This window comes from Acidovorax sp. JHL-3 (genome assembly GCF_000526295.1).
GTDB lineage: Bacteria > Pseudomonadota > Gammaproteobacteria > Burkholderiales > Burkholderiaceae_C > Acidovorax > Acidovorax defluvii.
This window is the reverse complement of sequence record NZ_JAFU01000001.1, coordinates 1,112,129-1,133,742: the sequence shown is the minus strand read 5'-3', so window position 1 is coordinate 1,133,742 and position 21,614 is coordinate 1,112,129. Positions and strand designations below refer to the sequence as shown.

The following is a 21,614-nucleotide window of genomic DNA, read 5'->3' as shown; positions in this document are numbered from 1 at the left end:
CGCATGCGCCATGCGGCCCGGTCCTTGAGGATTCCAGAAAAAACGCTCCCGGCCTGTCGGGCGACAGGGCGGGAGCGCATCAGTGACGGCCCGGGGGCTTAGTCGGCAGCCGCGTCAGGAGCAGCACCTTCCGTCACGGAGGCTTCGGCAGAGGCCTCCATTTCAGCGGCTTCCGCTTCGGCAATGGCGCGGCGCTCGGCGTCGTCCATGGCGTCCTTGGCCTTGCGGGCCTGGTGATAGGCCATGCCCGTGCCTGCCGGAATCAGGCGACCCACGATCACGTTTTCCTTCAGGCCACGCAGCTCGTCGCGCTTGCCCATGATGGCGGCCTCGGTGAGCACGCGGGTCGTTTCCTGGAAGGAAGCGGCCGAGATGAACGAGTCGGTAGACAGCGATGCCTTCGTGATACCCAAAAGCAGATTGCTGTAGGTAGCGGGGATCTTGCCCGCTGCCTGCAGTGCATCGTTGGTGTTGAGGATCTCGGAGCGCTCGACCTGTTCACCACCGATGTAGTTCGACTCACCAACGTTCTCGACCACGACGCGGCGCAGCATCTGGCGAACGATCACCTCGATGTGCTTGTCGTTGATCTTCACGCCCTGCAAGCGGTACACGTCCTGCACTTCATCGACGATGTAGCGAGACAGCTCTTCGATACCCAGCAAACGCAGGATGTCCTGCGGGTCGGCCGGGCCGTCCACAATCGATTCGCCCTTGTTCACCACCTGGCCTTCGTGCACCAGGATGTTCTTTTCCTTGGGCACGAGTTCTTCGAACACATGGCCTTCGGGATCGGTGATCTGCAGGCGGACCTTGCCCTTGGTTTCCTTGCCGAACGACACAGTACCGGTCATCTCGGCCAGCGTGCCCTTGTCCTTGGGCGTACGGGCTTCGAACAGCTCGGCCACACGCGGCAGACCGCCGGTAATGTCGCGGGTCTTTTGACCTTCGACCGGGATACGGGCCAGCACTTCGCCGGGACCCACATCCTGACCGTCGCGCACCTGGATCAGCGCGCCGACCTGGAAGCCGATGGTCACCGAGTGGTCGGTGCCAGGGATCTTCACTTCGTTGCCCTGGGCATCGATCAGCTTCACCTGCGGGCGCACCACCTTGGCGGCGCCACGGCGCTTCGGATCGATCACCACCAGCGTGGACAGACCGGTCACTTCGTCGACCTGCTTGGCCACCGTCAGGCCTTCTTCGACGTTCTCGAACTTGGTCTGACCGGCAAACTCGGTGATGATGGGTCGAGTCAGCGGATCCCAGTTGGCCAGAATGGTGCCAGCCTTGATGGTCTGGTCGGCCTTCACCGTCAGCGTGGCGCCGTAAGGCACCTTGTGGCGCTCACGCTCGCGGCCATGCTCGTCCTGGATGATGATTTCACCCGAACGTGCAATCACCACCAGCTCGCCCTTGGTGTTGCTCACATAGCGCATCGTGGCGTTGAAGCCGATCACGCCGTTGGACTTGGCTTCCACGCTCGACGCGATGGCGGCACGCGAAGCGGCACCACCAATGTGGAACGTACGCATGGTCAGCTGGGTGCCGGGTTCGCCGATGGACTGGGCAGCGATCACACCCACGGCTTCGCCGAGGTTGATCAGGCCGCCACGGCCCAGGTCGCGGCCATAGCACTTGGCGCACAGGCCGTAGCGGGTTTCGCAGGTCAGTGCCGTGCGCACCTTCACCTCGTCCACACCGGCGATTTCGAGCCCTTCGATGATGTCTTCGTCGAGCATGACGCCCGCCTGGACCAGCACCGAACGGTTTTCGGGGTGCAACACGTCTTCCGCCGCCGTGCGGCCCAGGATGCGGTCGCGCAGCGATTCGATCACTTCACCGCCCTCGACAATGGCGCGCATCAGCGAACCGTTGGCCGTGCCGCAATCTTCTTCGGTCACGACCAGATCCTGCGTCACGTCCACCAGACGACGGGTCAGATAACCCGAGTTGGCCGTCTTCAGCGCCGTATCGGCCAGACCCTTACGGGCACCGTGGGTGGAGATAAAGTACTCCAGCACGTTCAGACCTTCGCGGAAGTTCGCGGTAATGGGCGTTTCGATGATCGAGCCGTCTGGCTTGGCCATCAGACCCCGCATACCGGCCACTTGACGGATCTGGGCAGCAGAACCGCGAGCGCCGGAGTCGGCCATCATGTAGATGGAGTTGAAGGACTCCTGAGAGACTTCGTTTCCATGGCGGTCAATGACCTGCTCCTTGGAGAGCCGGGCCATCATCACCTTGGAAACTTCGTCACCGGCCTTGCCCCAGATGTCCACCACCTTGTTGTAGCGCTCACCAGCGGTGACCAGACCGGACACGTATTGCTGCTCGATCTCTTTCACTTCCTTCTCGGAGCGCTCGATGATGCCGGCTTTCTGGGGCGGCACCAGCATGTCGTCGATGGCAATCGAAATACCGGCGCGGGTGGCCAGACGGAAACCGTTTTGCAGCAGCTTGTCGGCGAACACCACCGTTTCCTTCAGACCGCACTTGCGGAAGGACACGTTGATGAGCTTGGAAATCTCCTTCTTCTTGAGCGCCTTGTTCATGTTAGAGAACGGCAGGCCCTTGGGAAGAATTTCGGACAGCAGTGCACGGCCCGCGGTGGTTTCCACCAGCGAGGTCGATGGCACGAATTCGCCGGTTTCCTTGTTTTTCGTCCACTCGGTCATGCGCACGGTGATCCGGGCGGCCAGCTCCACTTCGCCAGCGTCCAGCGCACGTTGCACCTCGCCCGTATCGGCGAACACCAGGCCTTCACCCTTGCCGTTGATGCGGTCGCGGGTGGCGTAATACAGGCCCAGCACCACGTCCTGCGAGGGAACGATGGAAGGCTCGCCCGACGCGGGGAACAGCACGTTGTTGGAGGCCAGCATCAGCGTGCGGGCTTCCATCTGCGCTTCCACCGACAGCGGTACGTGAACAGCCATCTGGTCACCGTCGAAGTCGGCGTTGAAGGCCGCGCAAACGAGGGGGTGCAGCTGGATGGCCTTGCCTTCGATCAGGATGGGCTCAAAGGCCTGGATGCCCAAACGGTGCAGCGTAGGCGCACGGTTCAGCATCACGGGGTGTTCCTTGATGACCTCTTCCAGGATGTCCCACACCACGGGGGTGCCGGATTCGACTTCCTTCTTGGCGGCCTTGATCGTCGTCGCGATGCCCATGGCTTCGAGGCGCGAAAAGATGAAAGGCTTGAAAAGTTCGAGCGCCATCAGCTTGGGCAGACCGCACTGGTGCAGCTTGAGCGTTGGGCCCACGGTAATCACGGAACGGCCGGAGTAGTCCACGCGCTTGCCCAGCAAGTTCTGGCGGAAACGACCCGACTTGCCCTTGATCATGTCGGCCAGGGACTTCAGGGCACGCTTGTTGGCACCCGTCATGGCCTTGCCACGGCGGCCGTTATCCAACAACGAGTCGACAGCCTCTTGCAGCATCCGCTTTTCGTTGCGGGCGATGATTTCAGGGGCCTTGAGCTCCAGCAGTCGGCGCAGACGCGAGTTGCGGTTGATGACGCGGCGGTACAAGTCGTTCAGGTCAGAGGTCGCGAAGCGGCCGCCATCCAGCGGCACCAGCGGACGCAGGTCCGGTGGCAGCACGGGCAACACTTCGAGCACCATCCACTCGGGCTTGATGCCCGACTTCTTGAACGCTTCCAGCACCTTCAGGCGCTTGGCGTTCTTCTTGACCTTGACTTCGGAACCGGTCAGGTCGCCGCGCAGGCGTTCGATCGACAGGTCGATGTCGATGGATTCCAACAGGTCCTTGATGCCTTCAGCGCCCATCTTGGCGACGAACTCATCGCCGTATTCCTTGCGCTTGGCGTCGTAGTCGTCCTCGGACATGATGCTGAACTTCTTCAGCGGGGTCATGCCGGGGTCCGTCACAACGTAGGCTTCAAAGTACAGCACGCGTTCGATGTCGCGCAGCGTCATGTCGAGCACTAGGCCCAGACGCGATGGCAGCGACTTCAGGAACCAGATGTGGGCGCAAGGCGCGGCCAGGTCGATGTGACCCATGCGCTCGCGGCGCACCTTGGTCTGCGTGACTTCAACGCCGCACTTCTCGCAGATCACGCCGCGGTGCTTAAGGCGCTTGTACTTGCCGCACAGGCATTCGTAGTCCTTGATGGGGCCAAAAATCTTGGCGCAAAACAGGCCATCACGCTCAGGCTTGAACGTGCGGTAGTTGATGGTCTCGGGCTTTTTCACTTCGCCGAAAGACCACGAACGGATCTTCTCGGGCGAAGCCATGCCGATGCGAATGGCATCAAAGTGCTCATCCGGCGTGAATTGCTTGAACAGGTCGAGTAGCGATTTCATAGTGACTCTTTCCTTTTCTGCTTAGGAGCGTTCCAGCTCGATGTCCAGGCCCAGCGAACGGATTTCCTTGACCAGCACGTTGAACGATTCCGGCATACCGGCTTCGATGGCATGTTCGCCCTTGACGATGGATTCGTACACCTTGGTACGGCCCACCACGTCGTCGGACTTCACCGTCAGCATTTCCTGCAGTACGTAGGCAGCGCCGTAAGCTTCCAGCGCCCACACTTCCATTTCACCGAAACGCTGGCCACCGAACTGGGCCTTGCCGCCCAGCGGTTGTTGCGTGACGAGCGAGTACGGACCGGTGGAACGGGCGTGCATCTTGTCGTCCACCAGGTGGTGCAGCTTCAGGTAGTGCATGTAGCCGATGGTGGTGGGGCGCTCGAATTGATCACCCGTGCGGCCGTCAAACAAATAGGCCTGGGTGCGTTCAGCGGTCAACCCCTTGCGCTCGGCAAGATCATCGGGATACGCCAGTTTCAGCATGGCCTTGATTTCGTCTTCCGACGCACCGTCGAACACGGGCGTGGCATACGGCACACCGTTGGTGAGGTTCTCTGCCATGGCAACCAGCTCGTCATCGCTCAATTGCGACAAGTCTTCGGTACGACCACGGGAGTTGTAGACCTCTTCGAGGAACTTGCGCAGTTCAGACGCCTTGGCCTCCTGCTGCAGCATGTCGCCGATGCGCTGGCCAATGCCCTTGCCGGCCCAACCCAGGTGAACTTCAAGCACCTGGCCGATGTTCATCCGCGAAGGCACGCCCAGCGGGTTCAGAACGATGTCGGCAGGCGTGCCGTCGGCCATGTAAGGCATGTCTTCGACCGGAACGATCTTGGACACCACGCCCTTGTTACCGTGGCGGCCGGCCATCTTGTCGCCAGGCTGCAGGCGGCGCTTGACGGCCAGATAGACCTTGACCATCTTGAGCACGCCCGCTGGCAACTCGTCGCCTTGCGTGAGCTTCTTGCGCTTTTCCTCAAAAGCCAGGTCGAAACTGTGACGCGTCTGCTCCAGGGAGTTCTTGATGGATTCGAGCTGCGTGGCAACTTCGTCTTCTGCAGGGCGAATGTCGAACCAGTGGAACTTCTCGACCGAGGCCAGATAGGCCTTGTCGATCTTCGTACCCTTGGCCAGCTTCTGCGGGCCGCCGTTGGCAACACGGCCATTCAGCAATTTTTCGATACGGTCAAAGGCGTCGGCCTCCACGATACGCAGCTGGTCATTCAGGTCAAGGCGGAAGCGCTTGAGCTCATCGTCGATGATCTGCTGGGCGCGCTTGTCGCGCTGAATGCCTTCACGGGTGAACACCTGCACGTCGATCACGGTGCCTTGCGAGCCCTGATCCACGCGCAGCGAGGTGTCCTTCACATCCGATGCCTTCTCGCCGAAGATGGCGCGCAGCAGCTTCTCTTCAGGCGTGAGCGTGGTCTCGCCCTTGGGCGTGACCTTGCCCACCAGCGTATCGCCGGGCTGCACTTCGGCACCCACGTAGATGATGCCGGACTCGTCCAAACGGTTCAGTTGCTGCTCAGACAGGTTAGGGATATCACGCGTGATTTCCTCGGCGCCCAGCTTGGTGTCGCGCGCCATAACCACCAGCTCCTCGATGTGGATCGAGGTGTACCGGTCTTCGGAGACCACGCGTTCGGAGATCAGGATCGAGTCTTCGAAGTTGTAGCCGTTCCAGGGCATGAACGCGATCAGCATGTTCTGGCCAATGGCGATTTCGCCAAAGTCCGTCGATGCGCCGTCGGCAATCACGTCGCCCTTGACCAGCTTGTCGCCCTTCTTGACGATGGGACGCTGGTGAATGTTGGTGTTCTGGTTGGAACGCTGGTACTTGATGAGGTTGTAGATGTCCACACCGACTTCACCCGCCAGTGCTTCTGCGTCATTGACACGAACCACGATACGCGTCGCATCGACGTAATCCACGATGCCGCCACGGGTCGCGGTGACCACAGTGCCAGAGTCCACAGCAGCCACGCGCTCGATGCCCGTGCCAACCAGCGGCTTTTCAGGGCGCAGCACAGGTACAGCCTGGCGGGACATGTTGGCGCCCATCAGTGCGCGGTTTGCATCGTCGTGCTCCAGGAACGGAACCAGCGAGGCAGCAACCGACACGATCTGCGCAGGCGACACGTCCATGTATTGCACGCGGTCGGCACCACACAAAATGGATTCACCCTTTTCGCGAGCAGACACCAACTCACCCGTCAGACGGCCGTCCTTGTCGAGCACGGCATTGGCCTGCGCGATCACGTACTTGCCTTCTTCGATGGCCGAGAGGTAATCGATGTCGTTGGTGACCTTGCCATCCACCACGCGGCGATACGGGGTTTCAATGAAACCGTATTCGTTCAGACGCGCATACAGTGCCAGCGAGTTGATCAGACCAATGTTTGGACCTTCTGGCGTTTCGATAGGGCACACGCGTCCGTAGTGGGTCACGTGCACGTCACGCACTTCAAAGCCTGCACGTTCCCGCGTCAGACCACCTGGGCCCAGGGCAGACACGCGGCGCTTGTGCGTGATTTCAGCCAACGGGTTGGTCTGGTCCATGAACTGCGACAGCTGCGAGGCACCGAAGAACTCCTTCAGCGCGGCCGAGATGGGCTTGCTGTTGATCAGATCGTGAGGCATGAGCGGCTCTTGCTCTGCCTGGCCCAGACGTTCTTTCACAGCCTTTTCAATACGAGCCAAACCGGTGCGGTACTGGTTTTCGGCCAGTTCACCCACGCAACGCACGCGGCGGTTGCCCAGGTGATCAATGTCATCGACTTCGCCATTGCCATTGCGCAGATCCACCAGGATCTTGACCACGGCCAGGATGTCCTCGTTGGACAGCACCATGGGACCGGTGGACTCGCCGCGACCGATCTTGGCGTTGAACTTCATGCGGCCCACGCGCGACAGGTCGTAAGTGTCGGGGTTGTAGAACAGGCGCTGGAACAGGGCCTGTACAGCGTCTTCCGTAGGCGGCTCGCCAGGACGCATCATGCGGTAGATGGCCACGCGGGCAGCGAATTCGTCCACCGTCTCGTCGATGCGCAGGGTCTGCGACATGTACGCACCCTGATCTAGTTCATTGGTGTAGATGCATTGGACATCCTGTACACCCGAGCTGCGCAGCTTTTTGAGCAGTGCTTCGGTCAACTCTTCATTCGCCTTGGCAATGATTTCGCCAGTGTCCGCATCCACGATGTTGCGGGCCACGACGCGGCCGATCAGGAAGTCTTCCGGCACGCTGATGTGCGTGGTGCCCGACTGCTCGAGTTCGCGCGTGTGGCGTGCGGTGACACGCTTGTCCTTGGCCACGACCACTTTGCCGGATTTGTCGGTAATGTCAAAACGGGCCACTTCGCCACGCAGACGCTCGGACACAAACTCCATTTGTGCGCCGCTGTCCATCAGGCGGAAGTTGTCGTTGACGAAGAAGTTCGCCAGGATCGATTCGGGGTTCAGGCCGATGGCCTTCAGCAGGATGGTGACCGGCATCTTGCGACGACGGTCAACCCGGAAATACAAGATGTCCTTGGGATCGAACTCGAAATCGAGCCACGATCCGCGGTACGGAATGATGCGCGCCGAAAACAGCAACTTGCCCGAACTGTGGGTCTTGCCCTTGTCGTGCTCGAAGAACACACCGGGCGAACGGTGCAGCTGCGAGACGATCACGCGCTCGGTGCCATTGATGATGAACGAGCCTTTTTCGGTCATGAGCGGCACTTCGCCCATGTACACCTCTTGCTCCTTCACTTCCTTGACCACCTTGGACTGCGAGGTTGAGGACTCGCGGTCATAAATGATCAACTGAACCTTGGCCCGGACAGCGGACGCAAAAGTCAGACCGCGTGTCTGGCATTCACGCACATCGAATGCGGGTTTGGCAAGGTTGTACTCGATGAACTTCATCTCCACAAAACCGTTGTGGGAGACGATAGGAAAGGCAGCGTCGAATGCAGCCTGAAGGCCTTCGATGGTTCTTTTCTGGGGTGCTTTATCAGCCTGCAGGAAAGCGGTGTATGCGTCCTTCTGCATCTGCAGCAGATAAGGAACTTCGAGCACGCTATCGCGGGTGCCGAAACTTTTGCGAATTCGCTTGCGTTCGGTGTAGGAATAGGCCATGAGATCTCCGGGCAAAGACATGAGTCCTGGGTCTTCGACGACTGACCCGCAAGGAGATACGTCCTTACGGGCTTGGCGGTTGGCCACTACCAACCATGGCGGACGGTGATGCGTTGCACATCACCCGAACCAAGGCGTCTTCTGCTGTCGGGGTTGTCAGAAGACACTCGAAAATCTGCTGCTCGTTTTCCGTCGACCTTGTGTCTTCGGGAAACCGTTCAATCTGGTTTTCGGGTGCACTCTGAAAGCACCAAAGGCTGGAGGCCCGATAGGAGCACTCCAGCCCTTGAAGGAGACTGAATTACTTCAGTTCAGCCTTGGCGCCAGCTTCCACCAGCTTCTTGACTGCTGCTTCGGCATCAGCCTTGGCAATAGCTTCCTTGACGTTCTTCGGAGCGCCATCCACCAAGTCCTTGGCTTCCTTGAGGCCCAGGCCGGTGATTTCGCGAACTGCCTTGATGACGGACACCTTGTTGGCGCCAGCTTCGAGCAGCACAACGTTGAATTCGGTCTGCTCTTCGGCAGCAGCAGCAGCGCCGCCGCCACCAGCAGCAGGAGCGGCCATAGCGGCAGCGCTCACACCAAACTTCTCTTCAATGGCTTTTACCAGCTCATTGAGTTCCAGAACCGTCATGCTGTCCAGCGCGGTCAAAAATGCGTCTTTGTCGAATGCCATTTTGATTTCCTAACAAATTTGTTGGTTAACTGTCGGGCGCTTAAGCCACGACAGGTTCGGCTGCCTGCTCGGCAGCGCCTTCGCTTTTCTTTGCCGCCAGCGCGCCCAGCACAACGGCCGTACGCGACATGGGGGACATGAGCAAGCCACACACCTGTGCCAGCAACACTTCCTTGGAAGGAATGTTGGCCAGTTGTTTGACGCCATTAACGTCCAAAGCCTTACCCCCGAAAGCGCCTGCGCGAATCACCAACTTGTCGTTGGTTTTTGCGAAGTCGGCCACCACCTTGGCAGCGGCCACTGCGTCTTCAGAGAAGCCATAGATCAACGGACCAGTCATCTGGTCAGCCACCACGTCAAACCCGGTTCCAGCTACAGCACGGCGAGCCAAAGTGTTCTTCAAAACACTCAAGCTGACACCTTTGCTGCGAGCATCGGCACGCAGTTTGGTCATGTCGGCGACCGTGATGCCACGGTATTCCGAGATCACAAGCGTTTGAGCTTTAGCGGCGAGGCTGGTCACTTCACTGATGACCGCTTCTTTCTCACTGCGATTAAGACTCAAGGTCTACTCCTTAAAATGCGCACTCGGCAGAATGCCTCGTGCGCGCTCTTGTTGCAGCGACCAACTGTTTAGGAAAATTTCCATCTGCAGCGGGATCGCCATCTGCGTTGGCGCCTTGTCTGGCTTTAAGCGCGACAACGTCGCGCACCAACGGTCTTGGATGGCCTGCGGCTCCCGAAGCAGCCCCAGCCCACCACATCAGGCCCACCCGAGGGCCGGCCCGAAGATTTTTTGCGATTACGCTGCGATGGTCTGTGTATCCACGCGGACGCCAAGTCCCATCGTGGAGGACACTGCCACCTTGCGCAGGTACACGCCCTTGCTGGTTGCGGGCTTGGCCTTGGACAGCGCGTCGATCAGAGCTGCCAGATTGCCTTGCAGTTTGTCGTTGTCGAACGAACGGCGACCGATCGTGCTGTGCACGATACCAGCCTTGTCAACACGGAATTGCACCTGACCAGCCTTGGCGTTCTTCACAGCCGTGGCGACGTCAGGGGTCACAGTTCCGACCTTGGGGTTTGGCATCAGGCCACGTGGACCCAGAATCTGACCCAAGGTACCCACAACGCGCATAGCGTCCGGAGCAGCAATCACCACATCGAAAGGCATGTCGCCAGCCTTCACCATGGCGGCCAGGTCGTCCATGCCTACGATGTCAGCACCAGCGGCCTTGGCTTCATCAGCCTTGGCACCTTGCGCAAACACCGCCACGCGGGTGGTCTTGCCAGTGCCGTTGGGCAGCACCACGGCGCCACGCACAACCTGGTCGGACTTCTTGGCGTCGATGCCCAACTGCACTGCCACATCAATAGACTCGTCGAACTTGGCGGTCGCCGCATCCTTGACGATCACGATGGCTTCAGCGAATGCGTACAGCTTGGTGCTGTCCACTTTACCCTGCTGGGCTTTTTGTTTTTTTGTCAGCTTGGCCATTTACAAACCCTCCACCGTCACGCCCATGGAGCGTGCAGAGCCAGCCAATGTACGGACAGCAGCGTCCACATTGGCGGCATTCATGTCTTTGAACTTGGTCTTGGCGATTTCCTCGAGCTGGGCGCGAGTGATCTTGCCGACCTTGGTGCTCAGTGCGTTTGGTGAACCTTTTTCCAGCTTGATGGCCTTCTTGATCAAAACCGTCGCAGGCGGCGTCTTGATGATGAAGGTGAAGCTCTTGTCAGCAAAGGCCGTAATGACCACCGGCAGCGGCAGGCCGGGCTCGACACCTTGGGTCTGCGCATTGAATGCCTTGCAGAACTCCATGATGTTGAGGCCGCGCTGACCGAGCGCAGGGCCAATGGGTGGGGATGGATTGGCCTTACCAGCTGGTACTTGCAGCTTGATAAAACCGACGATTTTTTTCGCCATGGTTTTCTCCTTGCGGGTAATAACGCCGAACTTGCTGATGCAAGAATAGGCTCCCCGGGGCTAACGACTCACAAATTGCATTCACACCGAGTCGGAAAGTGTGATGCCCAAAAATTCAACAAATCAGGTTTTTTCGACCTGCGAAAACTCTAACTCCACCGGCGTGGAGCGACCGAAAATCATCACGGAAACGCGCACTCGGCTCTTCTCGTAATTCACCTCTTCCACCGATCCATTGAAATCCGTGAAAGGGCCCTCCTTGACCCGAACCAACTCACCCGCCATGAACTCGACCTTGTGCCGGGGCTTGTCAGTGCCTTCCTGCATCTGGCTGACGATTTTCTGCACCTCTTCTTCAGAGATGGGAGCGGGGCGATTCTTCGCGCCACCGACAAATCCAGTGACCTTGTTGGTGTGCTTGACCAAGTGCCAAGTGTCATCATCCATGACCATCTCGACGAACACATAACCAGGGAAAAGCCGACGCTCCGTTGTTTTGCGCTGGCCGTTCTTCATCTCGACCACCTCTTCGGTGGGCACCAAAATGCGACCAAACTTATCCTGCATTCCGGAGCGAGCAATGCGCTCGAGGATGTTGCGTTCAACTGCTTTTTCCATACCAGAATAAGCGTGGACAATGTACCAGCGCAAATCAGGATTGGAGGATGCAGCCCCACCAGGGGCATCTGCCCCAGCCAACTCCACAACGCTTGTCATGATTTTCTCCAGCCCAGAATCAGGTCGTAAAACACCCACTCAAGGGTCTTGTCGGTCAACCACAAGAACAGCGCCATGATCACGACAAATGCAAACACATAAGCCGTCATCTGAACGGTTTCTTTGCGCGTAGGCCACACCACCTTTTTGACTTCACGCCAAGCATCACGAGCGAAGGCGACAAACTGCCGCCCTGATTCAGAAACCAGAAATACGGCCGCAGCAACAACGAGGCCCACCAGCAACGCAGCCCATTGCACGATCGGACCTTGCTTGCTCAGCAAATAAAAGCCCGCCACGGAAGCAATGACCAAAGCCACGGCCGCAGCGAGCTTGGCCTTGTCCGCCCCGGTATTGACGGTTTCAACTTGTGTAGTGGCCATGTGTAAAATTCCTGCTTCGATTTCTGGCGTCGCCTAAGACGCCGAAGCCCGCCAATTCATGGCGGGCTTTTTTGACCACATTCAAGTGGCAGGGGCAGTAGGAATCGAACCTACAACCTTCGGTTTTGGAGACCGACGCTCTGCCAATTGAGCTATACCCCTATGAACACGCTTTAAGCAATGATCTTGGCCACGACGCCAGCGCCCACGGTGCGGCCGCCTTCACGGATGGCGAAACGCAGGCCTTCTTCCATGGCGATGGGGTTGATCAGCTTCACAGTGATCGACACGTTGTCGCCAGGCATGACCATTTCCTTGTCGGCTGGCAGCTCGATGGCGCCAGTCACGTCGGTCGTGCGGAAGTAGAACTGAGGGCGGTAGTTGTTGAAGAAAGGCGTGTGACGGCCGCCTTCGTCCTTGCTCAGCACATACACCTCAGCGGTGAAGTGGGTGTGGGGCTTGATCGAGCCGGGCTTGCACAGCACTTGGCCGCGCTCCACGTCTTCACGCTTGGTGCCGCGCAGCAGCAGACCGACGTTGTCGCCAGCCTGGCCCTGGTCCAGCAGCTTGCGGAACATTTCCACGCCGGTGCAGGTGGTCTTGACGGTGTCTTTGATACCGACGATTTCGATTTCTTCGCCGACCTTGATGATGCCGCGCTCGATACGGCCGGTCACCACGGTGCCGCGACCGGAGATGGAGAACACGTCTTCCACGGGCATCAGGAAGGCGCCGTCCACAGCACGCTCGGGCGTGGGGATGTAGGTGTCCAGTGCTTCAGCCAGCTTCATGATGGCTTCTTCGCCCAGCGGACCCTTGTCGCCTTCCAGGGCGAGCTTGGCGGAACCACGAATGATCGGGGTGTCGTCGCCAGGGAAGTTGTATTTGTCGAGGAGCTCGCGCACTTCCATTTCGACGAGTTCGAGCAGCTCTTCGTCGTCCACCATGTCGCACTTGTTCAGGAACACGATGATGTAAGGCACGCCCACCTGGCGGGCCAGCAGGATGTGTTCACGGGTCTGTGGCATCGGGCCGTCAGCGGCCGAGCACACCAGGATGGCGCCGTCCATCTGGGCAGCGCCGGTGATCATGTTCTTCACATAGTCAGCGTGACCGGGGCAGTCGACGTGGGCGTAGTGGCGGTTGGCCGTTTCGTATTCGACGTGGGCGGTGTTGATCGTGATGCCGCGGGCCTTTTCTTCAGGCGCTGCGTCGATCTGATCGTAGGCCTTGGCTTCGCCGCCGAACTTGGCGGACAGCACCGTGGCGATGGCCGCCGTCAGTGTGGTCTTGCCATGGTCCACGTGACCGATGGTGCCCACGTTGACGTGGGGCTTGGTGCGCTCGAATTTGCCTTTTGCCATTTTTCCGACTCCGAAAAAAATCTATGCCAACAAAACAGGACCACGGCGCAGCCGAATTCGGACGCACCAGAATTGGTGCCCATGGCGGGAATCGGACCCGCGACCTCTCCCTTACCAAGGGAGTGCTCTACCACTGAGCCACATGGGCCTTTTGGAACCGCAAAAACGATACCAAAGACTTTCTAAACTTCAAAACCAGCCTGCAGACGATGGAGCGGGAGACGGGAATCGAACCCGCGTCATTAGCTTGGAAGGCTAGGGTTCTACCATTGAACTACTCCCGCATCAGTGGCGTTTGCCACATCAGCGCAACCCGACAAATGCCGAGCAACTTTTGACTCATCTATAACTGGTGGAGGGGACTGGATTCGAACCAGTGTAGGCGTAAGCCAACAGATTTACAGTCTGCCCCCTTTAGCCACTCGGGCACCCCTCCGAAGAATTTCGAATTATAGCACTATTTTTTACGACTTCAGCGTTCCGCCCCACAAGATATGCAGCTTACAAAGACTCTCGCAAGGCCAACTGACGAAGAAACGTCTACGGCATAGGCAATTGGTGCGGCTGGCGGGGATCGAACCCACGACCCTTGGCTTCGGAGGCCAATACTCTATCCACTGAGCTACAGCCGCACTTTGTGCTTTGAACCACCCCGTAGATTATTGCATGAGCAAGCCCTACGAACGACGAGATCGCCACGATGGATTGCCTGCTGTTCACCCCACACGCAGACCACTTACGTATGCACCTCACTTTCGCGCGGCATCGCACAGACGTCTGCGATGCGTCAGCGACGAACACCTCGTCAGTGCTGGCGCCAGCCTGCTTCCGTGTCGCATCCGGGTCATCACACCTATAATTAAAAATTGATCACATCAAGCCCCGACATAACTGAGGACGTCATGAGCGACAACAACCATCACGAAGAAGCACATACCGGCCCAATCAAAAACCCCAAGCAGTTGCTGGTTGCGGTGATTCTTTCGTTTGTGGTACCGATCTTCGCAATCATCGGCTTGGTGTTGTATGTGACCGCTGACAACAAACCCGCCGCAGGCTCTGCGAATCCCGAAAAAGCGATCGCCGAGCGCATCCAGAAGATCGGCATGGTGGAGATTCGCGATGCAAACCGCCCCTTGCGCGGTGGCGAAGAAGTTTACAAAGGGCAATGCGCGGCTTGCCACGCCACGGGGGCTGCAGGCGCACCCAAGCTCGGAGACGCCGCCGAATGGGGCCCGCGCATCAAGACCGGATTCGACACGCTGGTTCAGTCTGCGCTCAAGGGCAAAAATGCCATGGCGCCGCAAGGTGGCGGCGAGTTCAATGACACTGAGATTGCACGTGCGGTCGCTTACATGGCGAATGCTGGTGGCGCCAAGTTCGCAGAACCCGCTGCTGCTGGCGCGCCCTCTGCAGACGCTTCGCCGGCCAGTACTGCTGCGCCTGTAGCGGCGGCCGCTCCTGCATCGGCAGTTTCGGCCAATGGCGAAGCTTTGTACAAGCAGGCTTGTCAGGTGTGCCATGGTGCCGGCATAGCTGGCGCGCCCAAGTTTGGCGACAAGACTGCCTGGGCCCCGCGCTTGGCCGCAGGCATTGATGCGGTGTATGCCAGCGCTGTTCAGGGCAAGGGTGGTATGCCTGCCCGTGGTGGCGCACAAGCTTCGGATGAAGATTTGCGTGCGGCAGTGGAGTACATGGCCGAGGCGGCCAAATAGGCACAGCACCGCACAATCGCGTAACTTGTTTCCGAGCCGACCCGAGTGGTCGGCTTTTTTCTGCCTGGTGTGTGTTGAAAGACCAACGGTACTGAACGATTCAGCGCGACATGCTATGCGCCTTGGGGCTCAAGACGTAGCCGAATTGCAGAGGTAGCTCGGCGCTGCGCACAGGTTGCGGCGACCAGATCCCTTTTTCAACGGCATCCGCGACAGCTTCCATATCCAGCGTGTGGACCAGTCCCACACCGATTGCGGAGCTGAGATAAACACGGCCGCACTCATCCTCAAGGCAGCCCAGTGCGGCAGCTTTGACCCCTGTGTGTGCCACCAGCGAAAAATCTGATTCGATGCGCCATACCCATGGCGTGTACTCCAACTCTACGTACACCCGCTGTGGGCCGTTCTGAAAGAACCACTGCCCCTCTACGTCTGCCTCGTAATTGCGCTGGATGAATTCAATGAGTTTTTCGTGCTGCAGGAGGGAACCCTTACTGTGGGGGAACGGACCTGCCGCCTGAGCAGCGTCGTCACGCAGGTACCACCGCCCACGCGCGTCCAAGCCTAGCCATCCGTAGCAATCGGGCACATTGGGCCACTTGACGAGGGCCTGTTTGACGATGTCATCCATGCGCGCATTGTGCCCCGCCCGGAGCAACTGCGTGGGCTGCGGCTTGCTGCGACAGCCATCCCACCACGATTTCCGGCATGGCCCGCACATGGCCAGGAACCCGACCCTGCACAAACCCCACATGCCCGCCATGCATCGGTTGCCACAGCCGCACAGAGGATCCCACCTCGTTGGCTGCAGGCAGGCTGGATGCGGGAACAAAGGGATCATTGCGGGCATTGACCACCAGGGCAGGTATGTGAAGGTTGCGCAGCAACGGTTTTGCTGACGCGCGGCGCCAGTAATCTTCTGTGTCTCTGAACCCGTGCAGGGGCGCTGTGAATACGTTGTCAAACGCATACAGATCACGCGCCTTCAACAAGGTATCGCGATCAAACAGGCCCGGATGCTGCTCCAGTTTCTTCAGTGCTTTGTGCGCATGAACATGCGTGTGTACACCTGCCGATTGAAGCCCTGACCGATCGCCCTCCCCCCAGCCGCCAGATCCAGCGGTGAGCACACCGCAGCTACGGCATCCACGCTACGGCCGGCCTGCGCCCCGGCCTCGGCCGCCCACCGCAACAGGGCGTTACCCCCTAGAGAGACACCCACCGCCATCAATGGCCCGCGATGGGCGCGGCGCAAGCGTTCAAGCATCCAGCCCATCTCTTCATGGTCGCCAGAATGGTAGGCACGGGGTGCCCGATTGATCTCGCCGCTGCAGCCACGAAAATGCGGCAATGCACAGGCCCAGCCTCGCTCCCGGGCCACATCGGCAAAAGCCTCACCGTAGTGGCTGCGCGATGATCCTTCAAGGCCATGAAAAACCACCAGCAACGGACGCAAAAACTCCGTCGGAGCGCCGTCCTGCAGATAATCCACATCCACAAAATCTGCGTCTGGCGTGGTCCACCGCTCGCGCCGATATGGCAACGGTGGCCCCTTCACCCGCCGCGAATACAGTGCCGGCCATATTGTCTGCAACTGCCCCCCGGGCAACCACCGCGGTGCCACGTAGTTCAGTGTGCACTGCGAGCTCTCAGCGGGCCTGACAGGCATCATTTTTCCATCCTCGGTCAGCGCACATGTCAATGCAACACGGGTCGCCCATCGCTCAGATTCTGGGCATCTTGTGCGCCCCCCGGACTGGCGTGGTGGACGCCATGCGCCACCCTTCGGGTGCATTGTGATAGACATTGGTCGCCAGGATGAGCGCATGGTGCACTCCATCCGGTAGCGTTATTTCCAGTTGTTCGACCACACCGTGCACGGCACTGGCCAGTGCAAGCACCCTGTGCACCTGCAAAGGTGTGGCTCGCACCACAGAAAATGGCCTCGAACGCGGCACGAATGGCACCGGTGCCCAAGAGGCGCGGACCATCCGGGTGCACGCACACAATGTCCTCATCCTGCGCCCAGCAGGACATCAGCTGTTCGATGTCACCGTGTTGCTGCGCTTCGTAAAACGCCGCCTCGATGTCTTCGGCAGATCCGCCCAGTACTGCTGCTCTGGGGCGTGCGCGGGTCATGGGATGGTGAGAATGTCGCGGAACTGGTATTGTGCTCGGCCCTGTCCAGTGCGGGTGCTGGGACTTCCTTGGGACCAAACCTGCCTTGCGGCAAAATTCAACGGTACCTTGCCACTTCCGGTATTCCCCATTTCATTTTTCCATACACAGGACCGCCAACATGAAACGTCTTCTTGCCCTTTTCACGGCTGCTCTGTTGCTTACAGGCTGCGGCTACAACGATTTTCAGCGCCTGGACGAACAATCCAAGGCCGCTTGGAGTGAGGTACTCAATCAATACCAGCGCCGCGCCGATCTGGTGCCCAACATTGTTGCCACCGTCAAAGGCGAAGCCAGTTTCGAGCAGGACACGCTGACCAAGGTGATCGAGGCCCGCGCCAAAGCCACCTCTATCCAGGTGACGCCGGAAACGCTCAGCGACCCCACCGCATTTGCCAGGTTCCAGGCGGCGCAGGGGGAGTTGTCGGGAGCGCTGTCGCGGCTCATGGTGGTGGCAGAGCGCTACCCCACCCTGCAGGCAAATCAAGGCTTCCGGGACCTCCGTGTGACGCTGGAAGGCACCGAGAACCGCATCACCGTGGCGCGCAACCGTTACATCCAGACGGTGCAGGAATACAACGTGCTGGCGCGCAGCTTTCCCACCAATCTGACCGCCATGGCGTTCAGCTACGCTCCGAAGCCAAGTTTCAGCGTGCAAAACGAAGCCCAGATCACCGCACCACCCGCTGTCGATTTTTCGGCATCGAAGCCTTGATTCTTGCTCATATATGCCTTTAGCGCTTATCCACATTGCGCTAGCAGCTATATTATTAATAGCAACCGGATGGGGTAGCGTTTATGCGCAAACACCGCTACCGGTTCCTGCGCTGACAGCACGCGTGCTGGATCAAACCGGCACGCTCAGTTCCGGCCAGCTTCTGTCTCTGGAGCAGCAGCTCGCAGCACTTGAACAATCCGGTGGCTCCCAGGTAGTGGTGCTGATGGTGGCCACCACGGCACCCGAAGACATTGCCAGCTACGCCAACCGCGTTGCGAACACCTGGAAGATCGGCCGCCGAACCGTGGGTGATGGTGTGCTGCTGCTGGTCGTAAAAGATGACCGCAAGATGCGCATGGAGGTGGCCAAGGCACTGGAAGGCGCTATTCCGGACATTGCCGCGGCCCGCATCATTGACACGGCCATGAAGCCGCGCTTTCGTGAAGGCGATTTCGCCGGGGGCCTGCAGGCGGCTATTACCCAGATATCTGCCCGCATTGCCGAAGAAGCCTTGCCAGAGCCGCAAGCAAATGCTCGCCCGTCGGGGAGAGACGATGCTATAGATTGGGGTGAGTGGGCCATTTTCCTGTTTCTGGGAGTCACGGTGGTCGGCCCGTTGGTGCGCTCCATTTTCGGTAAAGGCCTGGGTTCGGTGCTGACAGGGTCCGTCGCTGCGGTGCTGGCCTACGTGGCAACCACCAGCGCCCTGCTGGCAGGGCTGGCAGGCTTGGCCGCATTGGTCTACATGCTGCTCAGTGCATCGTCACGCACCCTGTCCAGTCGCGGACGTGGTGGCGGATGGGGTGGCGGCACCGGAGGTGGGGGCTGGGGCAGCGGATCCTCAGGCGGCGGTGGATTCAGTTCTGGTGGCGGCGGCGATTTTGGAGGCGGTGGCGCCTCGGGAGACTGGTGAACATGTCAGGGCTTTTTCCCGTCTTTGGGGTAGTTGACCGTCTCTTGCGGCACCGCTGGAACGACCAACTCGTGCGCCGCGTGCTCCCCGACGTCGCCTTGCAGCGGCTGACCACCCGCATTGCCGCCAGCGAACAACAGCACACCGGACAGATACGCCTGTGTGCGGAAGGTGGTCTCCCGTGGAGCTACCTGCTGCGCAATGCGCCCGCGCGCGAGCGCGCCCTCATGATGTTCAGCAAGCTGCGCGTGTGGGACACAGAGCACAACAACGGTGTGCTTATCTATGTTCTGCTTGCAGAGCATTCCATCGATATCGTCGCCGACCGGGGAATCCACGCACACGTCGGCGCCGCTGAGTGGCAAAAGATGGTTGCCCGCATGTCGCAGGCCTTCCGAGCGGGGCAATTTGAAGAGGGCATGGGTTTGGCAGTGGACGAAGTCACAGCTTTGTTGTGCCGCCATTTCCCGGCGTCATCGGACGCAGCCCGATCCAACGAATTGCCCGACGAACCCCACATCCCTTGAACCATATGTGCCCAGGCCCACCGACCAGCCTGTCTCATCAACCGCTGTGTCTGTGTGCTGGCTCCATGAAAAAACCCGGCAAAGCCGGGTTTCTGGGACGCGATCAGCCGGGGGACTGACTTACCTCTTTTGGCGGTATTTGCGCAATGCAGCAATCTGCGCTGCCATGACAGCCAGTTCTGATTGCGCCTTGGCCAGGTCGATTTCGCTTTTGGCGTTTTTCAGGGCCTCTTCTGCGGCAGCCTTGGCAGCATTGGCCTTTTCGTCATCCAGATCCTTGCCACGGATGGCGGTGTCGGACAACACGGTCACGCAGTCGGGCTGAACTTCCAGAATGCCCCCGGCCACGAAAACAAACTCTTCGCTGCCATCGGCCATTTCAATGCGCACCGAGCCGGGCTTGATACGCGTAATCAGCGGAGTGTGGCGTGGGTACACACCCAGTTCGCCCGCTTCACCGGGCAGCGCAATAAAGCGCGCTTCACCGGAGAAGATGGACTCTTCGGCACTGACCACATCAACGTGGATGGTGTTCATCATTGCTCCTGGGAAAAGATGGTTTGCTAGATTGCTGAAGGCCGAACCGCCGTGGGCTGCTCAGCCGCCGGGCAATCAGGCCATCTTCTTGGCCTTTTCGAAGGCTTCGTCAATGGTGCCCACCATGTAGAACGCCTGTTCTGGCAGGTGATCGCACTCGCCACCCACAATCATCTTGAAACCACGGATGGTTTCCGACAGCGGAACGTACTTGCCAGGCGAGCCAGTGAACACTTCGGCCACATGGAACGGCTGCGACAGGAAACGCTGGATCTTGCGCGCGCGGGCAACAGCCAGCTTGTCTTCAGGAGCCAGTTCGTCCATGCCCAGAATGGCGATGATGTCGCGCAGTTCCTTGTAGCGCTGCAGCGTGCCCTGCACGGCACGTGCGGTCGTGTAGTGGTCTTCGCCCACGACGTTCGGGTCGAGCTGGCGGCTGGTGGAATCCAGAGGATCCACAGCAGGGTAGATACCCAGCGAGGCAATGTCACGCGAAAGCACCACGGTGGAATCCAAGTGGGCGAACGTTGTGGCAGGTGATGGATCGGTCAAGTCATCGGCAGGCACGTAAACGGCCTGGATGGAAGTGATCGAGCCCACCTTGGTCGAGGTAATGCGCTCTTGCAGACGGCCCATTTCTTCAGCCAACGTAGGCTGATAGCCCACGGCGGAAGGCATACGGCCCAGCAGAGCGGACACTTCAGTGCCGGCCAGCGTGTAGCGGTAGATGTTGTCCACGAAGAACAGCACGTCACGGCCTTCGTCACGGAACGACTCGGCGATGGTCAGGCCGGTCAGCGCAACGCGCAGACGGTTGCCTGGGGGCTCGTTCATCTGGCCGTACACCATGGCCACCTTGGACTCTTCGAGCTTCTCCAGGTTCACCACGCCGGAATCGGCCATTTCGTGATAAAAGTCGTTGCCCTCTCGGGTACGCTCACCCACACCAGCGAACACCGAAAGACCGCTGTGGGCCTTGGCGATGTTGTTGATGAGTTCCATCATGTTCACGGTCTTGCCCACGCCGGCGCCACCGAACAGACCCACCTTACCGCCCTTGGCGAACGGGCAGACCAAGTCGATCACTTTGATGCCGGTTTCCAGCAGCTCTTGCGAAGGCGACAGTTCGTCGTACGCAGGGGCCTTGCGGTGGATGGATGCCGTCAGTTCCTGGCTGACCGGACCGCGCTCGTCGATGGGCGCGCCGAGCACGTCCATGATTCGACCCAGCGTCGCCTTGCCGACAGGCACCGTGATGGGGTTGCCTGTGTTGGACACCATGATGCCGCGGCGCAGGCCGTCGGACGATCCGAGCGCAATGGTACGCACGATGCCATCGCCCAGCTGCTGCTGAACTTCCAGCGTCAGAGCCGAGCCGTCCAGTTTCAGAGCGTCATAAATCTTGGGCATCTGGTCGCGCGGGAACTCAACGTCCACCACAGCGCCGATACATTGAACAATCTTGCCTTGCACTTGAGCCATTTTTCGCTCCAATTT

At 59.4% G+C, this 21,614-nt stretch carries 16 protein-coding genes, 5 tRNA genes and 2 pseudogenes; 4 read left to right on the top strand and 19 right to left on the bottom strand.

Annotated features, from left to right (window positions below):
• Positions 1-98 precede the first annotated feature (98 nt).
• From rpoC to K226_RS0105225, 14 genes are all read right to left on the bottom strand, one after another.
• Positions 99-4,325 carry a DNA-directed RNA polymerase subunit beta' gene (gene rpoC, locus K226_RS0105290; protein ID WP_024813812.1) on the bottom strand — a complete coding sequence of 1,409 codons (4,227 nt, stop codon included), beginning with the start codon at positions 4,323-4,325 and terminating at the stop codon, positions 99-101.
• Positions 4,326-4,346: 21 nt separating this feature from the next.
• The gene (gene rpoB, locus K226_RS0105285) at positions 4,347-8,459 is read right to left on the bottom strand and encodes a DNA-directed RNA polymerase subunit beta (protein ID WP_024813811.1); all 4,113 of its coding nucleotides are present in this window, start codon (positions 8,457-8,459) and stop codon (positions 4,347-4,349) included.
• A gap of 301 nt (positions 8,460-8,760) precedes the next feature.
• Positions 8,761-9,135, bottom strand: coding sequence for a 50S ribosomal protein L7/L12 (gene rplL / locus K226_RS0105280; protein WP_024813810.1), 375 nt, complete (start codon positions 9,133-9,135; stop codon positions 8,761-8,763).
• A gap of 40 nt (positions 9,136-9,175) precedes the next feature.
• Entirely contained in the window at positions 9,176-9,700 is a 525-nt protein-coding gene (gene rplJ, locus K226_RS0105275) for a 50S ribosomal protein L10 (protein ID WP_024813809.1), read from the bottom strand.
• A gap of 237 nt (positions 9,701-9,937) precedes the next feature.
• Positions 9,938-10,633 (bottom strand): 50S ribosomal protein L1, encoded by a 696-nt coding sequence (gene rplA / locus K226_RS0105270; protein ID WP_024813808.1) that lies wholly within the window; start codon positions 10,631-10,633, stop codon positions 9,938-9,940.
• Positions 10,634-11,065 (bottom strand): 50S ribosomal protein L11, encoded by a 432-nt coding sequence (gene rplK / locus K226_RS0105265; RefSeq protein WP_024813807.1) that lies wholly within the window; start codon positions 11,063-11,065, stop codon positions 10,634-10,636.
• Positions 11,066-11,188: 123 nt separating this feature from the next.
• The gene (gene nusG, locus K226_RS0105260) at positions 11,189-11,782 is read right to left on the bottom strand and encodes a transcription termination/antitermination protein NusG (protein WP_024813806.1); all 594 of its coding nucleotides are present in this window, start codon (positions 11,780-11,782) and stop codon (positions 11,189-11,191) included.
• Positions 11,779-12,165 carry a preprotein translocase subunit SecE gene (gene secE, locus K226_RS0105255; protein WP_024813805.1) on the bottom strand — a complete coding sequence of 129 codons (387 nt, stop codon included), beginning with the start codon at positions 12,163-12,165 and terminating at the stop codon, positions 11,779-11,781. Before secE ends, nusG begins: the two co-directional genes overlap by 4 nt.
• A gap of 86 nt (positions 12,166-12,251) precedes the next feature.
• Positions 12,252-12,327: transfer RNA gene (locus tag K226_RS0105250), tRNA-Trp, on the bottom strand.
• Between the two features lie 11 nt (positions 12,328-12,338).
• Positions 12,339-13,529, bottom strand: coding sequence for an elongation factor Tu (gene tuf, locus K226_RS0105245; RefSeq protein WP_024813773.1), 1,191 nt, complete (start codon positions 13,527-13,529; stop codon positions 12,339-12,341).
• A gap of 73 nt (positions 13,530-13,602) precedes the next feature.
• Positions 13,603-13,677, bottom strand: a tRNA-Thr gene (locus tag K226_RS0105240).
• 62 nt (positions 13,678-13,739) lie between these two features.
• Positions 13,740-13,813: transfer RNA gene (locus tag K226_RS0105235), tRNA-Gly, on the bottom strand.
• A gap of 66 nt (positions 13,814-13,879) precedes the next feature.
• A tRNA-Tyr gene (locus K226_RS0105230) sits at positions 13,880-13,965 on the bottom strand.
• A gap of 120 nt (positions 13,966-14,085) precedes the next feature.
• A tRNA-Arg gene (locus K226_RS0105225) sits at positions 14,086-14,161 on the bottom strand.
• 270 nt (positions 14,162-14,431) lie between these two features.
• On the opposite strand from K226_RS0105225, the gene K226_RS0105220 reads away from it, so the two are divergent.
• Complete coding sequence (locus K226_RS0105220) at positions 14,432-15,244, top strand: cytochrome c5 family protein (protein WP_024813804.1); 813 nt, start codon at positions 14,432-14,434, stop codon at positions 15,242-15,244.
• 100 nt (positions 15,245-15,344) lie between these two features.
• Here K226_RS0105220 and K226_RS0105215 read toward each other — a convergent pair whose 3' ends face one another.
• The 3 genes and pseudogenes from K226_RS0105215 to K226_RS18695 all read right to left on the bottom strand — a co-directional run bounded on the left by K226_RS0105215 (position 15,345) and on the right by K226_RS18695 (position 17,383).
• A complete protein-coding gene (locus K226_RS0105215; RefSeq protein ID WP_024813803.1) occupies positions 15,345-15,875 on the bottom strand; it encodes a DUF2946 family protein in 531 nt (176 codons plus the stop codon).
• Positions 15,868-16,877: pseudogene (locus K226_RS18700) on the bottom strand (YheT family hydrolase). The gene K226_RS0105215 and the pseudogene K226_RS18700 overlap by 8 nt, the downstream one beginning before the upstream one ends.
• A 65-nt stretch (positions 16,878-16,942) precedes the next feature.
• Positions 16,943-17,383, bottom strand: a pseudogene (locus K226_RS18695) (nuclear transport factor 2 family protein).
• Positions 17,384-17,543: 160 nt separating this feature from the next.
• Here K226_RS18695 and K226_RS0105200 point away from each other — a divergent pair.
• From K226_RS0105200 to K226_RS0105190, 3 genes are read left to right on the top strand one after another with little or no spacing between them, the layout of a single operon-like run.
• Entirely contained in the window at positions 17,544-18,137 is a 594-nt protein-coding gene (locus K226_RS0105200) for a LemA family protein (RefSeq protein WP_024813802.1), read from the top strand.
• A gap of 13 nt (positions 18,138-18,150) precedes the next feature.
• Positions 18,151-19,053, top strand: coding sequence for a YgcG family protein (locus tag K226_RS0105195; protein ID WP_024813801.1), 903 nt, complete (start codon positions 18,151-18,153; stop codon positions 19,051-19,053).
• Between the two features lie 2 nt (positions 19,054-19,055).
• Positions 19,056-19,580 carry a TPM domain-containing protein gene (locus tag K226_RS0105190; RefSeq protein WP_024813800.1) on the top strand — a complete coding sequence of 175 codons (525 nt, stop codon included), beginning with the start codon at positions 19,056-19,058 and terminating at the stop codon, positions 19,578-19,580.
• A gap of 120 nt (positions 19,581-19,700) precedes the next feature.
• On the opposite strand, the gene K226_RS0105185 is transcribed toward K226_RS0105190, so the two are convergent.
• A complete protein-coding gene (locus K226_RS0105185) occupies positions 19,701-20,117 on the bottom strand; it encodes a F0F1 ATP synthase subunit epsilon (RefSeq protein ID WP_024813799.1) in 417 nt (138 codons plus the stop codon).
• A gap of 75 nt (positions 20,118-20,192) precedes the next feature.
• Positions 20,193-21,599 carry a F0F1 ATP synthase subunit beta gene (gene atpD / locus K226_RS0105180; protein WP_024813798.1) on the bottom strand — a complete coding sequence of 469 codons (1,407 nt, stop codon included), beginning with the start codon at positions 21,597-21,599 and terminating at the stop codon, positions 20,193-20,195.
• Between the last annotated feature and the right edge of the window lie 15 nt (positions 21,600-21,614).